This is a genomic window from Mesorhizobium sp. M0909, from assembly GCF_040319515.1.
Lineage (GTDB): Bacteria > Pseudomonadota > Alphaproteobacteria > Rhizobiales > Rhizobiaceae > Mesorhizobium.
Genome location: NZ_JAMYOA010000004.1, coordinates 88,781 through 104,647 on the forward strand (window position 1 = coordinate 88,781; position 15,867 = coordinate 104,647).

Consider the following 15,867-nt stretch of genomic DNA (forward strand, 5'->3'; position numbering starts at 1 on the left):
GACTCTGCGGCCGATTTCCTGTCTACACGCCGCGAAATCCGCGACGAGTATTCCTCCGAGCAAACCGACCGGGACGCCGAAACCTCCTTGAGGTGAAGTGCTGTAAATCGATCCCGGAGGCCAACACCCGGCAGCGCTGTGCGCCCCCGGGTGCTTTTTGGCTTTGGGCTTTTGCCCGGACCGGCTTTTGTTTGGACAGTTGGCGCGAACGCATTACCTCTCGGGCACATCCGGGTGCCAGGGAAAAGGAAAAAGAATGTTTGAATCGCTACAGGAACGCACAAGAAGCGTGGAGGGCCATCGGCCCGACAGGGATCAAAATCAATCCAAGGCGCTGTCGCGCGGTGGGTTGACCAATGTTTGAGTCCCTGCAAGAGCGCCTTGGTTCGATCCTGAATGGCCTCACCGGCCGCGGCGCCTTGTCGGAGGCTGATGTCTCGGCGGCGCTGCGCGAGGTGCGCCGTGCGTTGCTCGAGGCCGACGTGGCCCTGGAAGTGGTGCGTTCCTTCACCGACAAGGTGCGCGAGAAGGCCGTCGGCGCCGCCGTGGTCAAGTCGATCAAGCCCGGCCAGATGGTCGTCAAGATCGTCCATGACGAACTGGTCGAGATGCTCGGCGCCGAGGGCGTCGCCATCGATCTCAATGCACCGGCTCCGGTCGTCATCATGATGGTCGGCTTGCAGGGTTCCGGCAAGACGACGACCTCGGCCAAGATCGCCAGGCGCCTCACCGACCGTCAAAACAAGAAGGTTTTGATGGCCTCGCTCGACACGCGGCGTCCCGCCGCGCAAGAGCAGCTCCGCCAGCTCGGCGAGCAGGTCAAGGTCGCCACATTGCCGATCGTCGCCGGCCAGACGCCGGTCGATATCGCCCGCCGCGCCGTGCAGGCGGCCAAGCTCGGCGGCCATGACGTCGTCATCCTCGACACTGCCGGCCGCACCCACATCGACGAGCCGCTGATGGTCGAGATGGCCGACATCAAGAAGATGTCGTCGCCGCACGAGATCCTGCTGGTTGCCGATTCGCTGACCGGCCAGGACGCCGTCAATCTGGCAAAAAGCTTCGACGAGCGCGTCGGCATCACCGGCCTCGTGCTGACCCGCATGGACGGCGACGGCCGCGGTGGTGCGGCGCTCTCGATGCGCGCCGTTACCGGCAAGCCGATCAAGCTGATCGGCACCGGCGAAAAAATGGACGCGCTGGAGGAATTCCATCCCAAGCGTATCGCCGACCGCATCCTCGGCATGGGCGACATCGTCAGCCTCGTCGAGAAGGCGGCCGAGAACATCGACGCCGAACAGGCGGCGGCGATGGCCAGGAAGATGCAGTCGGGCAAGTTCGACCTGAACGACCTCGCCGGCCAGCTTCAGCAAATGTCGAAAATGGGTGGCATGGGGGGCATCATGGGGATGATGCCCGGTATGGGCAAGATGAAGGATCAGATGGCCGCCGCCGGTCTCGACGACAAGATGTTCGGCCGCCAGCTCGCCATCATCTCGTCGATGACCAAGGCGGAGCGCGCCAACCCCGATATTCTGAAGCACTCGCGCAAGAAGCGCATCGCCGCCGGCTCGGGCACCGACGCGGCCGAAATCAACAAACTGTTGAAGATGCATCGCGGCATGGCCGACATGATGAAGGCGATGGGCGGCAAGGGCAAAGGCGGCGGCCTGATGCGCGGCATGATGGGCGGCCTCGCTTCCAAGATGGGGCTCGGCGGCATGATGCCTGGCGGCCCAGGCGGTCCCGGAGGCGGCATGATGGGCGGCGGCATGCCGGATCTCTCCAAGATGGACCCGAAGCAGCTCGAAGCCTTGCAGAAGCAGGCGCAGGCGGCCGGGCTCGGCGGCATGAAGGGCCTGCCCGGTGGTCTTCCCGGTGGCGGTGGCCTGCCTGGGCTGCCCGGCGGCATGAAACTTCCCGGCCTGCCGGGTGGTGGCGGGCTGCCAATGCTTGGCAAGAATGGCCTGGGCAAGAAGAAGTGAGAGCGCCATGAACGAAGAGAAGGACATGGCGGACGCGCGTGCGGCGCTGGCCAATTATCGCGCCTCGATCGACAATATCGACGCGGCGCTGATCCACATGCTGGCCGAGCGCTTCCGCTGCACCAAGGCAGTCGGTGTGCTGAAGGCGGAACATGGCCTGCCGCCTGCCGACCCGGCGCGCGAGCAGGAGCAGATCGCCCGTCTTCGCCAACTGGCCAAGGACGCCCATCTCGACCCGGATTTCGCGGAGAAATTCCTGAACTTCGTCGTCTGCGAAGTGATCCGCCATCACGAGCAGATCGCCGCATCCAACGGCGTGACGAGAACCGGCTGAGGACCAGCCACCAACCGATCAACCAAATCAGAGCTTTAGGAGAAGAGAAATGCCACTGAAAATCCGATTGGCCCGTGCGGGCTCGAAGAAGCGTCCCTATTACCATGTCGTCGTCGCCGACGCGCGTTCGCCGCGCGACGGTCGTTTCATCGAGTCGCTCGGCTCGTGGAACCCGCTGCTGCCCAAGGACGGCGAACGCGTCAAGGTCGACGCCGAGCGCGTCAAGCATTGGCTGTCGCATGGCGCCCAGCCGACCGACCGCGTGCTGCGCTTCCTCGATGAAGCCGGCATCGCCAAGCGCGAAGCCCGCTCCAACCCGAAGAAGGCCGAGCCCGGCAAGAAGGCGCAGGAGCGCGCAGCCTTGCTGAAGAAGGCGCAGGAAGATGCCGCCGCGGCCGTTGCCGCCGCTGCAGCCGCGCCGGCCGAGGCGGAAGCCGCCAGCGCCGAATAAATCATCTCCACAACCACGAAACGGCGGGCCTTGCCCGCCGTTTTGCTGTTCGTCCGCATGGTGCGGCCCGATCAATAGCCCTCTGGGCAACTCGCAACGTACACACGACCGTTACGATCGCGATAACGGCACTGGCCGCTTTCGCTGGCACGGCCGATCAGCGCACCGGCCAAAGCGCCGGCCGCACCACCGATCACCGCGCCCTTGGTTGGGTTGCCGGCCACCGCAGCGCCGACCGCCGCACCGCCCAGGCCACCAACTGCCGCGCCTTGCTCAGTGCGGGAGCAGGCACCGAGCGGTACCAGCAAGGCCATCAAGATCATCACCTTTTTCATTGTCGTTCCTCTCCAACAGGGTGCCGTCCTCGCCGCTGAACCTCCTAACTCGCAACCAGGCGATTTGATCCAAAGAAGAAGATCGGCTGCCGCCCGGCGGCGCTCGATTTGATCCAACTCGATTTGATCCAAAGAGTAGAAAAGCGGCGGCAGATCGCGCCCGCTCTGGCGGCGTGGCCACCATCGAACGGCTTTCGAAGTCGCCGCTATTGGTTGAATGGGAACAACCCGCGCACCCTTGGATCGCGCAGATACAGGCCACCCCAGAGGATGGCGCCGAGATAGACGCCGAACAGTATGTGCGAGAACAAAGGGCTGCCGATCCGCACATGCGTGGCGACGGCGCCGCCGAGATAAGCGGTGAGCAGGATGGCGCCGAGCACCGAGGTGCGCGGCAGCGCGTAAAGCGCTGTCGAGACCAGTCCAATGATGCCGAGAATGCGCGAGACATTGGCATCGGCCGGCCAGCCGAGCTGCACCATGGTCTGGGTGACGATTTCGAGCGGCGGTAGCTTGATCACGCCGTCGAAGATCATGAACAGCACGACGACGGCGCTGAGCACGCGGCCGGCCCACAAGGCACGCGATGAGACGGGTGCTGCCTGAGACATGGTCATTGATGTTCCCTCCGGTCGTTGTGAGCACTGGCTCCTCCGCCAGCTCGAACCAAGGACGCGGCCCATTACGGCGATCCGACATGCCTCCAGTTCTTTTCACTCCAGCGGCGAACCTTGGGTGTGTACGTTCAGTCAGCAACGAACCTGGCCAAGTCCACCTTGCGGGGTGAGGTGGAGGGCGTTATCGAAAATCCATAGAAGTGTCTTCGAGCGCTCGACGCAGCAGCCGCCTAGTCGCACAACGAAAGCAATCGATGGCCGGAGAGACCGACCTGAAACAGTTGCTGGCGGCAATGACGCCGGAATTGCTTGCCGGGGTTCATGTGTTCACCACGTTGCCACCCGATGCGCCCGTTCCCGACAGGCTCCACCCGGTGATGCTATTTCGCGAGCGCGAGGGCATGACGCTGATCGTGCATGAAGACCATGCCAAGGCCGCTGGACTGAAAACCGTGTTCCGCTGCCGGATGCTGACGCTGAACATCCATTCGTCGCTGGACGCGGTCGGCTTCCTCGCCGCCATCACCGCACGACTGGCCGCGGCCGGCATCGGCGTCAATCCGGTCTCGGCCTTCTACCACGATCACCTGTTCGTGCCCGCCGACCGGGCGGAGGAGGCGCTGGAGTTGCTGTTGGACCTAGCGGAGGAGAACCGGCTGTGACGCCGGCACCTTGCTGGCCATTTGAGACGCCTGCGCTGCCCCTCATCCTCCTGCCGGAACCTTTTCCCCGTGAGCGGGGAGAAGGGCGCTAACGGCCGAAGGCCGAGCCCGCGACTGCGGGCCGCCGGCCTTCCGGCGCCCCCGCGGAGGGCCAGCCGCGATAGCGGCGATACGGCCGTGAGCGAAACTACGCCGCCTTCTTCTTTGGCTGTATCAGCCCGCGCTCGACCAGCAGCTCGGCGATCTGAACCGCATTGAGTGCCGCGCCCTTGCGCAGATTGTCGGAGACGATCCACATCGAAAGGCCGTTGTCGATGGTCGAATCCTCGCGGATGCGCGAGATGAAGGTGGCGTCCTCGCCGGCCGATTCCAGTGGCGTGATGTAGCCGCCGTCCTCGCGCTTGTCGATGACCTGGCAGCCCGGCGCCTCGCGCAGGATCTCGCGCGCCTCATCGGCGGTGATCGGCTTTTCGAACTCGATGTTGACCGCTTCCGAATGACCGATGAACACCGGCACCCGCACGCAGGTCGCCGTCAGCTTGATCTTGGGGTCGAGCATCTTCTTGGTCTCGGCCACCATCTTCCACTCTTCCTTGGTGAAGCCGTCGTCGAGGAAGACGTCGATATGCGGGATGACGTTGAAGGCAATACGCTTGGTGAACTTCTTGACGTCGACGGTGTCGGCGACGAACACAGCGCGCGTCTGCGTGAACAATTCGTCCATGCCTTCCTTGCCGGCGCCGGAGACCGACTGGTAGGTGGCGACGACGACGCGCTTGATGGTGGCAGCGTCATGCAGCGGCTTCAGCGCCACGACCAGCTGCGCCGTCGAGCAGTTCGGGTTGGCGATGATGTTCTTGCGCGTGAACAACGAGATCGCATCCGGGTTCACTTCCGGAACGATCAGCGGCACGTCCTGGTCGTAACGGAAGGCCGACGAATTGTCGATGACGACGCAGCCCTGCTTGCCGATCTTCGGCGACCATTCCTTTGAGACGTTGCCGCCAGCCGACATGATGCAGATGTCGGTGTCTGAAAAATCATATTGATCGAGCGCCCTGACCTTCAGCGTGCGGTCGCCGAACGACACTTCCGTGCCTTGGCTGCGCCGCGAGGCCAGCGCCACCACCTCGCTTACCGGAAAGCCGCGTTCCTCCAGTATGTTAAGCATTTCCCGGCCCACATTGCCCGTGGCGCCGACGATCGCAACCTTGAAACTCATCGAAATCTCCTGTCGCTCTCCGCTCGGTTTCTGGAGAAAACCCGCCGGCCGATGCGGGTTTCAACCCCCGGGCCGGACCCGGGAGAGGGTGGTTAGGCCAAGGGAATCAGACCGTTTTGGTGGTCGTTTTGCCGGTTTTTTTGAGCAACAACGTGGGTGTGCTGGAACGAGGAGACGCACCGACGCACCCGGCCCAATGGTTCGCATTGGGGCCGGGGATGTCGAATGCAAGGAGCGCCATCATAAGGCCGCGCATCGAAACTATCCCGTTCGGTGCCGGCTTTTACGCGGTTTGCGTCCAGAGTCAATCGCAAGCAGGCCAACCCGCCCGCCCTGTACAATGACATCGGCACCAAGTACGAACGGGTATCGTCTGGCTCGTGGCGCCCGTCCGTGGCGCTTGCCGACATTTACCCGTCGCCGGGTATTCAGAATCCGAATTTCGAAAGAGCAAGATGTCCAATTTCGAAGCTATTGTTCCCGCGCTGGCAAAGGCGCTGGAAAAACGCGGCTATGTCGAGCTGACGCCGGTGCAGAAAGCGGTTCTCGAGCTTGGCCAGGCCGATGCGCTGGTTTCGGCCCAGACCGGCTCCGGCAAGACCGTCGCCTTTGGGCTGGCTTTGGCGCCGACCCTTCTGGACGGCGCGGAACGCTTTTCCCACGCGGCGGCACCCATGGCACTGGCCGTCGCGCCGACGCGGGAACTGGCCCTGCAGGTGACGCGCGAGCTGGAATGGCTCTACGAGCTGACCGGGGCAGCGATAGCCTCCTGCGTCGGCGGCATGGACATGCGCACCGAGCGGCGCGCGCTGGAGCGCGGCGCCCACATCGTCGTCGGCACGCCCGGCCGCCTGCGCGACCACATCACCCGCAACTCGCTCGACATGTCGGCGCTCAAGGCAGTGGTGCTCGACGAGGCCGACGAGATGCTCGACCTCGGCTTTCGCGAGGACCTGGAATTCATCCTTGACGCGGCACCCGCCGATCGCCGCACGCTGATGTTTTCCGCCACTGTGCCGCGCTCCATCGCCACGCTGGCCAAGGGCTACCAGCGCGATGCGGTACGCATCTCGGCCTCGGGCGAGGAGAAGCAGCATCTCGACATCGAATACCGGGCGCTGAGCGTCGCTCAGGCGGACCGCGAAAACGCCATCATCAACGTGCTTCGCTACTACGAGGCGAAGAATGCATTGGTGTTCTGCAACACCCGCGCCGCCGTCAACCATCTGACGGCGCGCTTCAACAACCGCAACTTTTCCGTCGTGGCGCTGTCCGGCGAGCTTAGCCAGAACGAGCGCAGCCACGCGCTGCAGGCGATGCGCGACGGCCGCGCAAAAGTCTGCATCGCCACCGACGTCGCGGCACGCGGCATCGACCTGCCCAACCTCGAACTGGTCGTCCACGCCGACTTGCCGACCAACCCGGAGACGCTCCTGCACCGAAGCGGGCGGACGGGACGGGCAGGACGCAAGGGCGTCAGCGCGCTGATCGTGCCCAACAATGCCCGCAGGCGCACCGAACGCCTGCTGCAAAGCGCCGGCCTTGCGGCGACGTGGGCGAGCCCGCCTTCGGCCGACGACGTCTTGCGCCGCGACGACGAACGCATCCTCGCCGACCCGGTCTTCAGCGAGCCGGTGACGGACGATGAGCGCGGCTTCGTCAACGCGCTTCTCGACCAACGTGGCGCCGAACTGGTGGCGGCGGCCTTCGTGCGTCTCTGCCGCTCCAGCCGCTCGGCGCCCGAGGATCTCTTGGACGTCGCTCCGTTCACGCCGTCGGGCGACAGACCCGCTGGCGACAGAGCCGCCCGCCGCGACGAGGCACCGAGCCGCCGCGACGATTTCGGCGACAGCGTCTGGTTCTCGCTGTCGGTCGGGCGCCGGCAGAACGCCGAGCCGCGCTGGCTGATCCCGATGCTGTGCCGGACAGGCGGCATTTCCAAGCGCGAGATAGGCGCGATCAAGATGCAGCCGGAGGAAACCTTCGTGCAGATCGCGGCGGACTGGGCCGAGCGCTTCCTCGCTGCGATCGGTCCCGACCGCAAGCTGCAGGGCAACATTGCGGTCAAGCGGCTGGACGCCACGCCGGATTTGTCGCGAGCCGGCTATCAGGAACCAAGGCCCGACAAGAAGCCGCACCGCGGCAAGCGCACCTTCGATCAGCATGCGCCCAAATTCGAGAAGCGCGCACCGGCCGACCAGCGCCCGGCATTCGAGACGAAGCCCTGGGCCGGGAAACCGGCCAAGGCGAAGTTCGAAGGTGGACCTGCGAAACACAAGAAATCGAAGAAACGGCCGGGGTAAATAGCCAGCACTCTCCATTTCCGCACGCCCTTGCGGTCTGCCGGAACTTTGCACAGTCTGGGGCAGGGAAACGGGGGTGGGCAGGACATGCGCGGCGAAGTTCTTCATTACGACGAAGACCAGGGTTTTGGTTTCATCACCGGAGCCGACGGCAACCGCTACACTTTGGCGCGCGAAGATTTGCGCCGCGAAGCATCGGTTGCCGGAGGTACTACCGTCGAATTCCAGCCGGCTGGCGGACGGGCACGCGATGTTTTTTCGATCCGCGCCCAACCTCGCAGTGCGCCTGCCGACGCCTCCACTGCAACCGCCGTGCCATCTCAGGCTGGCAATGCGCCAGCGGCACGTCAGCCGCAGCATTTCGGCCGTTCCGCTGAACAAAGTCCGGCCGAATCCGCCGGCCTGTGGAACTATTTCTGGCTGGGTCTGACCGAGAATTACTTCAACTTCGCCGGCCGTGCCCGCCGCAAGGAATATTGGGGGTATTGCCTGTTCTGGACGATCGCGCTGATTGTGGTCATAGGCATCGGCGTCTTCATCGACGACGCCATGGGCAATCTCGACAACAGTGAATTGCCGGCAGTGACGGTCGGCCTTTTCGGTCTCTTTCTGCTGGCGACAGCCCTGCCGTGGTTCGGGCTGAACGTGCGTCGGCTGCACGACATCGGCCTGACCGGCTGGCTCTTCCTGCTTTTCCTGATCCCGACCTTCGGCACCGTGATCATCCTGATCTTCGCGCTCATCCCGACACAGGCACGTGAAAACCAGTGGGGTCCAGTGCCGGCAGGCGTCAGGGTTTAGCCGGCGCCGTGCCTCGCAGCCGCTCCATTCGCACATGTCATGCGTGCATATTGCAATTGAAAACAACCTTGGATAGTATCAGTACGGCACAGTATTTGGGGGCAAGCAATGCGCGGCGCGATTTATCATTATGACCAGGATCAGGGTTTCGGATACATCAATGGAGCCGACGGCAAGCGTTACATCGTCGGGCATGAGGATCTGAGTCCCGGCGTGGCGTTGGTCAGAGGCGCACCCGTCGAGTTCCAGCCGGACGATGGGACTGCGCGCGCCGTCATTGCAGGAAGGCCAAGGGCTGCGGAATCCCGCAGCCTCATTCCCAACGGCGTTGAACCTGCCCAATCCACCGGATTATGGGCTTATTTCTGGCGCGCATTCAAAGTGAGACATGTCAGCTTCACCGGCCGCGCCTGCCGCAAGGAATTTTGGGGCTTTTTTCTGCTCACGCTGATCGTGTTCTTCGCGCTTCTTGCGTTCGGCGTCCTCATCAATGCAGCGATCACAGCTGTCAGAGGCGACCTGGAATTTGGAGCTTTGGGTTATGCGCCAGCCTTCGTGTTCCTGCTACTGACTGTCCTGCCGTGGTTTGCCCTTATGGTACGACGCCTGCACGACATCGGCCTGAGCGGCTGGTTCGTTTTGCTGTACTTCGTTCCCGGCTTCAACACGCTGGGTCTGTTGGCGCTTGGGCTTATCCCATCCAAGGTCGGTGAAAACCTTTGGGGTCCGGTGCCGGCGGGCGTCAGGATTTAGCGATCGCCTTCAGCGCCTCGCTCGAAAGCCTGAGGAAGACCTTCCGGCCCTGGCGCTCCGCGCCGAGCCCGACGTAGAAGCGCAGCGCACGCTCGTTCCAGTCCTCGGTGGTCAGGTCGATGCGGCCGATGCCTTCGCGCAGGCAATGGCCGGCAAGGAATGCCCTCAGCGCTCGACCGACACCGCCATTGCGGGCATCATCGCGTACGAATAGGTCCTTAAGGAACAGCAGCCGCTCGAGATCGATGCCGGGATGCGCGATCGCAACCGAGGCCAGCCCGCAAACTTCACCATCGACGAAGGCGAGCGCAAAATGCGGATAGGTCGGACTTTCGTCGCCAAGCCATTTCTGCGCCGCCGACAAAGCTTGGCTGGCGTCGAGTGGCGGCTGCCGGTAATGCACCGCCATTTCGCAAAGCATGGCGGCGAGTGCCGCGGCATCCCCGGTCGTCGCCCAGCGGACGTCGACCGACACGGGATCAGCCCAGGAACTTGGCGATGATCGCGTCGCCCATCTCAGCGGTGCCGACCTCGGTCATCCCCGGCGAATGAATATCCCTGGTGCGCAAGCCCTGGTCGAGAACGGCGGCGATCGCGCCTTCCAGCCGGTCGGCCTCTTCAACCATGCCGAAGGAATAGCGCATGCACATGGCGAAGGAGGCGATCATGGCGATCGGATTGGCGATGCCCTTGCCGGCGATGTCGGGTGCCGAGCCGTGCACCGGCTCGTAGAGCGCCTTGCGCTTTTTTGTCTTCGCATCCGGCGCGCCTAGAGAGGCGGACGGCAGCATGCCGATCGAGCCGGTCAGCATGGCGGCGATGTCGGACAGCATGTCGCCGAACAGATTGTCGGTGACGATGACGTCGAACTGCTTCGGCCGGCGCACCAACTGCATGCCGCCGGCATCGGCCAACATGTGATCGAGCTTGACGTCGGCATAGCGCGCCTTGTGCGTCTGGGTGACGACCTCGTTCCACAGCACGCCAGATTTCATCACATTGCGCTTTTCCATCGAGGTGACGTGGTTCTTGCGCGTGCGTGCCAACTCGAAGGCAACGCCCGAAATGCGCTCGATCTCGAACGTATCGTAGACTTGGGTGTCGATGCCGCGCTTCTGGCCGTTGCCGAGATCGATGATCTGCTTCGGCTCGCCGAAATAGACGCCGCCGGTGAGCTCGCGCACGATGAGGATATCGAGCCCTTCGACCACCTCCTGCTTGAGCGAGGAGGACGCCGCCAGCGCCGGATAGCAGATTGCCGGCCTGAGATTGGCAAACAGCTCCATGTCCTTGCGCAGCCGCAGCAGACCCGCCTCCGGGCGCACCTCGTAAGGCACCGCATCCCATTTCGGTCCGCCGACGGCGCCGAACAGCACAGCGTCCGCGGCCATCGCCTTGGCCATGTCGGCATCGGAGATCGCCGCGCCATGCGCGTCATAGGCGCAGCCGCCGACAAGGCCCTCATCGGTAACGAAATCGCTGCCGAGCCTGTCGTTCATGGCGGCGATCAGCTTCTTCACCTCGGCCATCGCCTCGGGGCCGATGCCGTCGCCGGCAAGCAGGAGAAGATTTTTCGAAGCCATGAGAACCGTCCCGATTGTTTAGCGCATGAACGCGGCCTTGCTAAACGCCAAGCAGCCGGCGCGCAAGCCTGCGGTTCATAGCATCGGACCCAAAAGTGGAGACCGGTTTTGGGAGAATCCGATGCTCAAGCCAAAACGCCTACAGATGCGAAAGAATATTGACCAGCCTGCCGAACGGGTCGCGTACGAAGAAGCGCCGCACGCCCCAGGGTTCGTCCGCCGGACCGTATTCGATGACAAAGCCGGCCGTCCTCATGCTTTCAAGCGCGGCATCGACGTCGTCGACTTCGATAGAAATGTCCGGCACCGGCGTTCCTGATCCCCCTTCGGCCATGAAACTGACCTGCACGGACATCGTCTCTTGCGAGCCGTAGGTAGCGATCCAGCCCATATCCATCTTGAGATCGAGGCCGAGCACATCCTGATAGAAGGGTTTTGCCGCCGCGATATCCTGCGTGTCTATGTTTGCAACGATGCGCTTGACCTTCACCATGGGCCGATCCTCGTGCTAACCGTGTCGTTGTCGCAACCGTGACAGGCATCAGGCTGTGCGCCGCAGCGCCGTCACCTCGATCTCGATCTTCATCTCCGGCTTGTTGAGCTGGCACACGATCATCGTTGCCGCCGGCCTGATCTCGCCAAAGGCCTCGCCGAGGATCGGGAACACCACATCCACGAAAGCCGCATCGGTGATATAGTAATGTGCCCGCACCACATCGGCCATCTCGAAGCCGCCGTCTTGCAGTGCCTTGGCGATGGTAGAGAGGCAATTACGCGTCTGCGCCTCGACCGTCTCCGGCATCGTCATAGTGGCATAATCGTAGCCGGTCGTTCCGGACACGAAACACCAGTCGCCCTGCACCACAGCACGCGAATAGCCGGCGGTCTTCTCGAAGGGCGAACCGGTGGAGATCAGTTTTCGCATGGGGCGGCCTCGTTGGGTTGCTGAGCGTCGTCTAGCAGAGGGGGCCGGGCGGGTCATGAGCCAAGCTAGGCAAATTGTTGTCACGAGGCGGCAAGACGCAAACCTTGGAGATTGGCCGGAGCACCTATCCGTCGTCATCCTATGGCGGAGCAAGGAGCGTAGCGACGCAGCGTAGACCATAGGATCCATGCCGAGACATCATGGGCTTTGCCACGGTGCAGAATTTCTGCTCAGCCGCGCCTTCCGACAACGGTCGCGGCAGGGATCCTCGGGTCAAGCCCGAGGATGACGAATGCGCAGTTGCGACCCCTTGTCGAAACCTTAATTCGCCGACCCCAGCGCCTTGTCCAGCGCTTCCTTGACGTCGGCCGGCCATGTACTCACCGCCGGCCACGCGTCCGGCTCGGGCTTGTCGCCGCGGCGGGCGAAATAGAGCTTATGGTTGATCGGGTCGACGGCCATGAAACCGTCATTGCCGCCGCAATCATGCGGCACGCAGCCGCTGGCAAAAAAGGCGCCCGAAGCGGTCGCCTCAGTACCGCCGCCGACCAGCAGGCTGGTCGCCATGTCGGGCATGTCCTTGCCGAGCAGCGTCTCGGCTAGCCTGTAGACGGCCTCGTTGTGAAAGGCATCAATGATGTTGTCGTATTTCGACGGATCGACGTCTTTCCAGTCCGTGCCCGGCTCCGGCATGTAGGTCAGATTACCGGATGTCGTCAGCCCGTCCGTCGGCGACCATTGCAGCGCCGGCTTGGAATCGCCCGGCAAAAGATAGGGTACGAAATAGATGGCGCTGTCGGAGATCGCGGCCGGCGGTGCGCCGCATTCATCCTGCTCGACCGTGGTCGTCTGGATCGTGCCGCCTTCCGGCTTCCACACGATCACCTTGGCCGGGCCGCATTGATTGCCGCCGTCGCCGACATCGACCAGCGCCACCTTGACACCGCCGACCTCGACGACCTTGTCGAAGAAGACGTCGTAATTGCGCGCCAGTTCCTTGCCGTCGAAGGCGAGCACCCGTTCCCCGTACTCTTCCTCCTGGGTGATGGTCAGCTGGCCGCCCTCGAACGGGATCGGCGCCTGTTTGTCATTGTCGGCTAGGGCCGCATTGCTCAACGCGCCCTGGTCGGCCCCGCCGGACGCATCGTCAGCCGGCACGAGCACCATATCTGTCTGTGCATGCGCGCCTGCCACTGGCATCAGAATCCACGCCAGCGCGCAGGCCCCTGCAAGAAGCGAACGTGTCATGACTGTCCCCTCCGTTCAGCCGCCACGAACCCGGCCTGTCGCGACCAGGTTATCGTACCGCTCAGGCCCAGGGGCGCTCAGCAGCATTCTTCTTCTCGAACGAAGCGATGGCGCCGGCCTTCTCCATGGTCAGACCGATATCGTCGAGCCCGTTGAGCAGGCAGTGGCGCTTGAACTCGTCGAGGTCGAACTTGACCACGCCGCCGTCCGGCCCGCGGATTTCCTTGGTCTCGAGATCGACCGACAGCGTCGCGTTGGAACCGCGCGAGGCATCGTCCATCAGCTTCTCCAGGTCTTCAGCGCTGACGGTGATCGGCAGGATGCCGTTCTTGAAGCAGTTGTTGTAGAAAATGTCGGCGAACGAGGTCGAGATGACGCAGCGGATGCCGAAATCGAGCAGCGCCCACGGCGCATGTTCCCGGCTCGAACCGCAGCCGAAATTGTCGCCGGCGACCAGGATCTGCGCCTTGCGGTAGGCCGGCTTGTTGAGCACGAAGTCCGGATTTTCCGAACCGTCGTCCTTGTAGCGCATTTCGGCGAACAAGCCGGTGCCGAGCCCGGTGCGCTTGATCGTCTTGAGATAATCCTTTGGGATGATCATGTCGGTGTCGACATTGACGATCGGCATCGGCGCGGCGACGCCGGTGAGCTTGGTGAATTTTTCCATGGTTCTTGCCCGTCTTCTTCTCGTTGCGGGGAATTGCTGGCGCCCGGTTTACACAAAGCCGCGGGCAAATAAAAGGCGGCTGTTTCTGGAGTTCCGTCGCCGATCGAAACACAAAACGCTTCAAAACCACTGGCCCATGGTGCACTTTTATCGACATGACAACGCGATCCACGATCCTTTACGCCAGCGAACCAGGCCTCGGCATCGCCGAGTTCCGCCGCGTGCTGGTGGAATCCGGCCTCGGCGAGACACGGCCCGTCGATGACAACACTCGATTGAAGGCGATGTTGTCAGCGGCCAATTTGGTGCTCACCGCGCGTCTCGACACAGAAGGCAAGCCGCTGGTCGGTGTCGCTCGCGGCATCACCGACTTTTCCTGGGTCTGCTATATCTCCGAGCTCGCTGTTTCTGCATCGGCGCAAGGGCTGGGTATCGGCAAGGGTCTGATGGATGAGGCACGCCGGCAACTCGGACCGTCCGTCGCCATCAGCCTGATCTCCATGCCCGACGCCGTCGGCTTCTATGAGCGTATCGGCATGGAGCGCATGCCCAACGCATTCTGGTTCGGCCGCAAGCGCTGAAATCCACTTTCAGCGACCTCAACCTGCGCATCCTCGGCCAAGGTTCTGCCTCTTGACATGCAACCAGACGGTTGCATATTAGGGTCATGAGCATGGATGCGGTCTTTCGCGCCTTGGCCGACCCGACACGTCGGCGATTACTGGACAGCCTTCATGCAAGGAACGGGCAGACGCTGAACGCGCTGTGCGGTGAGATGGACATGACGCGCCAGGCGGTGACCAAGCATCTGGCGATCCTGGAAGAAGCAAACCTCGTCACCACCATCCGCAAGGGACGCGAGAAGCAACATTACCTGAATCCGGTTCCCATCAACGAGATCGCCGAACGCTGGATCGGCAAATTCGAGCGGGGGCGACTGGGCGCCCTCAGCGATTTGAAGAAACGCCTCGAAAGGGAAGACTGATGAGCAATATTTTCGTTTATGTCACCTACATCCGCACCTCGCCCGAAAAACTCTGGCAAGCGCTGACCGAGCCGGAGTTCCAGCGGCAATATTTCTTCGGCGCCCAGATGCTAAGCGACTGGAAACAAGGTTCGGCGTGGAAGATGGTTTACACCGACGGCCGCGTCACCGACAGCGGCGAGGTCCTCGAGATCGATCCACCCAAGCGCATCGTGCTCAAATGGCGCAACGAGTTCATACCCGAGGTCAAGGCGGACGGCTACACACGCTGCACCTTCGCCATCGAGCAGGAGGGCGAGATGGTGAAGCTCGCCATCACACACGAAGCCGATGGACCGCACAAGCTGCTTGGCTATGTGGCGAACGGCTGGCCGCTCATCCTGTCCAGCCTGAAGAGCCTGCTCGAAACCGGCAAAGGCCTGTCGCGCCCTGCGTCGAAGGCTTGAGGTTGTTTCGATAGCGAAACGTTTCTGGAGACAGGCGATGTACAGTTCCGCGGTGCACAGCATCACCAATGGCAAGACCGTTATGGCGAGCGCCGATGTTTGCGCGCCGCCCGAGCGGATCTTTGACGCGCTCGTTACACGTGAGGTCGAGCGCTGGTGGGGGTCCGCCGCGACCTACCGGATGACCGGATGGACGGCCGACCTCCACGTCGGCGGCCGCTGGAGCGTCACCGTCGAGACGGCGGCCGGCAGACACCTGCCCGCCAGCGGCGAATTCCTGGAGATCGAAGAGCCGCGCCGGATCGTGCAGACGCGGAGATACGGCTGGGACCATCCGACGCTTGGCCGCCGCGAAACCAAAGTCGCCTGGCTGCTGGAGCCGATCGCCGGCGGCACACGCGTCACCATCTGCCATGGCGGCTTCGCCGGCCTCGCTGCTGCCGCGACGAAGCATGCCGAAGGCTGGGCCCAGGTGCTGGGCTGGCTTCAGGCGTATCTTGGTACGGACGGCTTGGTGGCGGCTTAATCCACCAAGCAACGGTAGCATCCC

General features: G+C 63.1%; 20 protein-coding genes. 11 read left to right on the forward strand and 9 right to left on the reverse strand.

All coding sequences use genetic code 11. The annotated features are described in order from the left end of the window. Positions 1-356 precede the first annotated feature (356 nt). From ffh to rpsP, 3 genes are read left to right on the forward strand one after another with little or no spacing between them, the layout of a single operon-like run. Complete coding sequence (gene ffh, locus NKH83_RS07145; protein WP_254817889.1) at positions 357-1,985, forward strand: signal recognition particle protein; 1,629 nt, start codon at positions 357-359, stop codon at positions 1,983-1,985. A 7-nt stretch (positions 1,986-1,992) separates the two neighbouring features. Beyond that, positions 1,993-2,319 (forward strand): chorismate mutase, encoded by a 327-nt coding sequence (locus NKH83_RS07150; protein ID WP_352802860.1) that lies wholly within the window; start codon positions 1,993-1,995, stop codon positions 2,317-2,319. A gap of 49 nt (positions 2,320-2,368) precedes the next feature. Continuing rightward, on the forward strand, positions 2,369-2,770 hold the full coding sequence (gene rpsP / locus NKH83_RS07155; protein WP_254817891.1) for a 30S ribosomal protein S16: 402 nt from the start codon (positions 2,369-2,371) through the stop codon (positions 2,768-2,770). A gap of 71 nt (positions 2,771-2,841) precedes the next feature. On the opposite strand, the gene NKH83_RS07160 is transcribed toward rpsP, so the two are convergent. After that, positions 2,842-3,105: a YMGG-like glycine zipper-containing protein gene (locus NKH83_RS07160; RefSeq protein WP_023680734.1), complete on the reverse strand. Its 264-nt coding sequence runs from the start codon at positions 3,103-3,105 to the stop codon at positions 2,842-2,844. Positions 3,106-3,311: 206 nt separating this feature from the next. Continuing rightward, positions 3,312-3,722, reverse strand: coding sequence for a DoxX family protein (locus NKH83_RS07165; protein ID WP_352479698.1), 411 nt, complete (start codon positions 3,720-3,722; stop codon positions 3,312-3,314). 254 nt (positions 3,723-3,976) lie between these two features. Here NKH83_RS07165 and NKH83_RS07170 point away from each other — a divergent pair, with 254 nt between their 5' ends. Further along, positions 3,977-4,384: an ACT domain-containing protein gene (locus tag NKH83_RS07170; RefSeq protein ID WP_352479699.1), complete on the forward strand. Its 408-nt coding sequence runs from the start codon at positions 3,977-3,979 to the stop codon at positions 4,382-4,384. A gap of 187 nt (positions 4,385-4,571) precedes the next feature. On the opposite strand, the gene NKH83_RS07175 is transcribed toward NKH83_RS07170, so the two are convergent. Continuing rightward, complete coding sequence (locus tag NKH83_RS07175; RefSeq protein ID WP_352479700.1) at positions 4,572-5,606, reverse strand: aspartate-semialdehyde dehydrogenase; 1,035 nt, start codon at positions 5,604-5,606, stop codon at positions 4,572-4,574. 455 nt (positions 5,607-6,061) lie between these two features. Here NKH83_RS07175 and NKH83_RS07180 point away from each other — a divergent pair, with 455 nt between their 5' ends. The 3 genes from NKH83_RS07180 to NKH83_RS07190 all read left to right on the forward strand — a co-directional run bounded on the left by NKH83_RS07180 (position 6,062) and on the right by NKH83_RS07190 (position 9,463). Beyond that, positions 6,062-7,909, forward strand: coding sequence for a DEAD/DEAH box helicase (locus tag NKH83_RS07180; RefSeq protein ID WP_352701217.1), 1,848 nt, complete (start codon positions 6,062-6,064; stop codon positions 7,907-7,909). Positions 7,910-7,996: 87 nt separating this feature from the next. Continuing rightward, positions 7,997-8,710, forward strand: coding sequence for a DUF805 domain-containing protein (locus NKH83_RS07185; protein WP_352802864.1), 714 nt, complete (start codon positions 7,997-7,999; stop codon positions 8,708-8,710). A 108-nt stretch (positions 8,711-8,818) separates the two neighbouring features. Further along, on the forward strand, positions 8,819-9,463 hold the full coding sequence (locus NKH83_RS07190; RefSeq protein WP_352802867.1) for a DUF805 domain-containing protein: 645 nt from the start codon (positions 8,819-8,821) through the stop codon (positions 9,461-9,463). Here the strand turns inward: NKH83_RS07190 and NKH83_RS07195 are convergent. From NKH83_RS07195 to leuD, 6 genes are all read right to left on the reverse strand, one after another. Next, positions 9,453-9,938, reverse strand: a complete 486-nt coding sequence (locus NKH83_RS07195) for a GNAT family N-acetyltransferase (RefSeq protein ID WP_352802870.1) — start codon at positions 9,936-9,938, stop codon at positions 9,453-9,455. The two genes, NKH83_RS07190 and NKH83_RS07195, sit on opposite strands and share 11 nt — an antisense overlap. 4 nt (positions 9,939-9,942) lie before the next feature. Next, a complete protein-coding gene (leuB, locus tag NKH83_RS07200; protein WP_352802872.1) occupies positions 9,943-11,046 on the reverse strand; it encodes a 3-isopropylmalate dehydrogenase in 1,104 nt (367 codons plus the stop codon). Between the two features lie 139 nt (positions 11,047-11,185). Then, positions 11,186-11,536: a VOC family protein gene (locus tag NKH83_RS07205; protein ID WP_352803334.1), complete on the reverse strand. Its 351-nt coding sequence runs from the start codon at positions 11,534-11,536 to the stop codon at positions 11,186-11,188. A 51-nt stretch (positions 11,537-11,587) separates the two neighbouring features. Further along, entirely contained in the window at positions 11,588-11,971 is a 384-nt protein-coding gene (locus tag NKH83_RS07210) for a RidA family protein (protein ID WP_352738387.1), read from the reverse strand. 321 nt (positions 11,972-12,292) lie between these two features. After that, complete coding sequence (locus NKH83_RS07215) at positions 12,293-13,219, reverse strand: Ivy family c-type lysozyme inhibitor (RefSeq protein WP_352802875.1); 927 nt, start codon at positions 13,217-13,219, stop codon at positions 12,293-12,295. 61 nt (positions 13,220-13,280) lie between these two features. Then, positions 13,281-13,886: a 3-isopropylmalate dehydratase small subunit gene (gene leuD, locus NKH83_RS07220; RefSeq protein WP_254817902.1), complete on the reverse strand. Its 606-nt coding sequence runs from the start codon at positions 13,884-13,886 to the stop codon at positions 13,281-13,283. Between the two features lie 155 nt (positions 13,887-14,041). Here leuD and NKH83_RS07225 point away from each other — a divergent pair, with 155 nt between their 5' ends. The 4 genes from NKH83_RS07225 (at position 14,042) to NKH83_RS07240 (ending at position 15,843) form a co-directional block, all read left to right on the forward strand. After that, the gene (locus tag NKH83_RS07225; protein ID WP_352479709.1) at positions 14,042-14,467 is read left to right on the forward strand and encodes a GNAT family N-acetyltransferase; all 426 of its coding nucleotides are present in this window, start codon (positions 14,042-14,044) and stop codon (positions 14,465-14,467) included. 92 nt (positions 14,468-14,559) lie between these two features. Further along, positions 14,560-14,871, forward strand: coding sequence for an ArsR/SmtB family transcription factor (locus NKH83_RS07230; RefSeq protein WP_031213186.1), 312 nt, complete (start codon positions 14,560-14,562; stop codon positions 14,869-14,871). Further along, entirely contained in the window at positions 14,871-15,317 is a 447-nt protein-coding gene (locus NKH83_RS07235) for an SRPBCC family protein (RefSeq protein WP_352802879.1), read from the forward strand. Before NKH83_RS07230 ends, NKH83_RS07235 begins: the two co-directional genes overlap by 1 nt. Positions 15,318-15,354: 37 nt before the next feature. After that, positions 15,355-15,843 carry an SRPBCC family protein gene (locus tag NKH83_RS07240; protein WP_352802882.1) on the forward strand — a complete coding sequence of 163 codons (489 nt, stop codon included), beginning with the start codon at positions 15,355-15,357 and terminating at the stop codon, positions 15,841-15,843. Positions 15,844-15,867 lie beyond the last annotated feature (24 nt).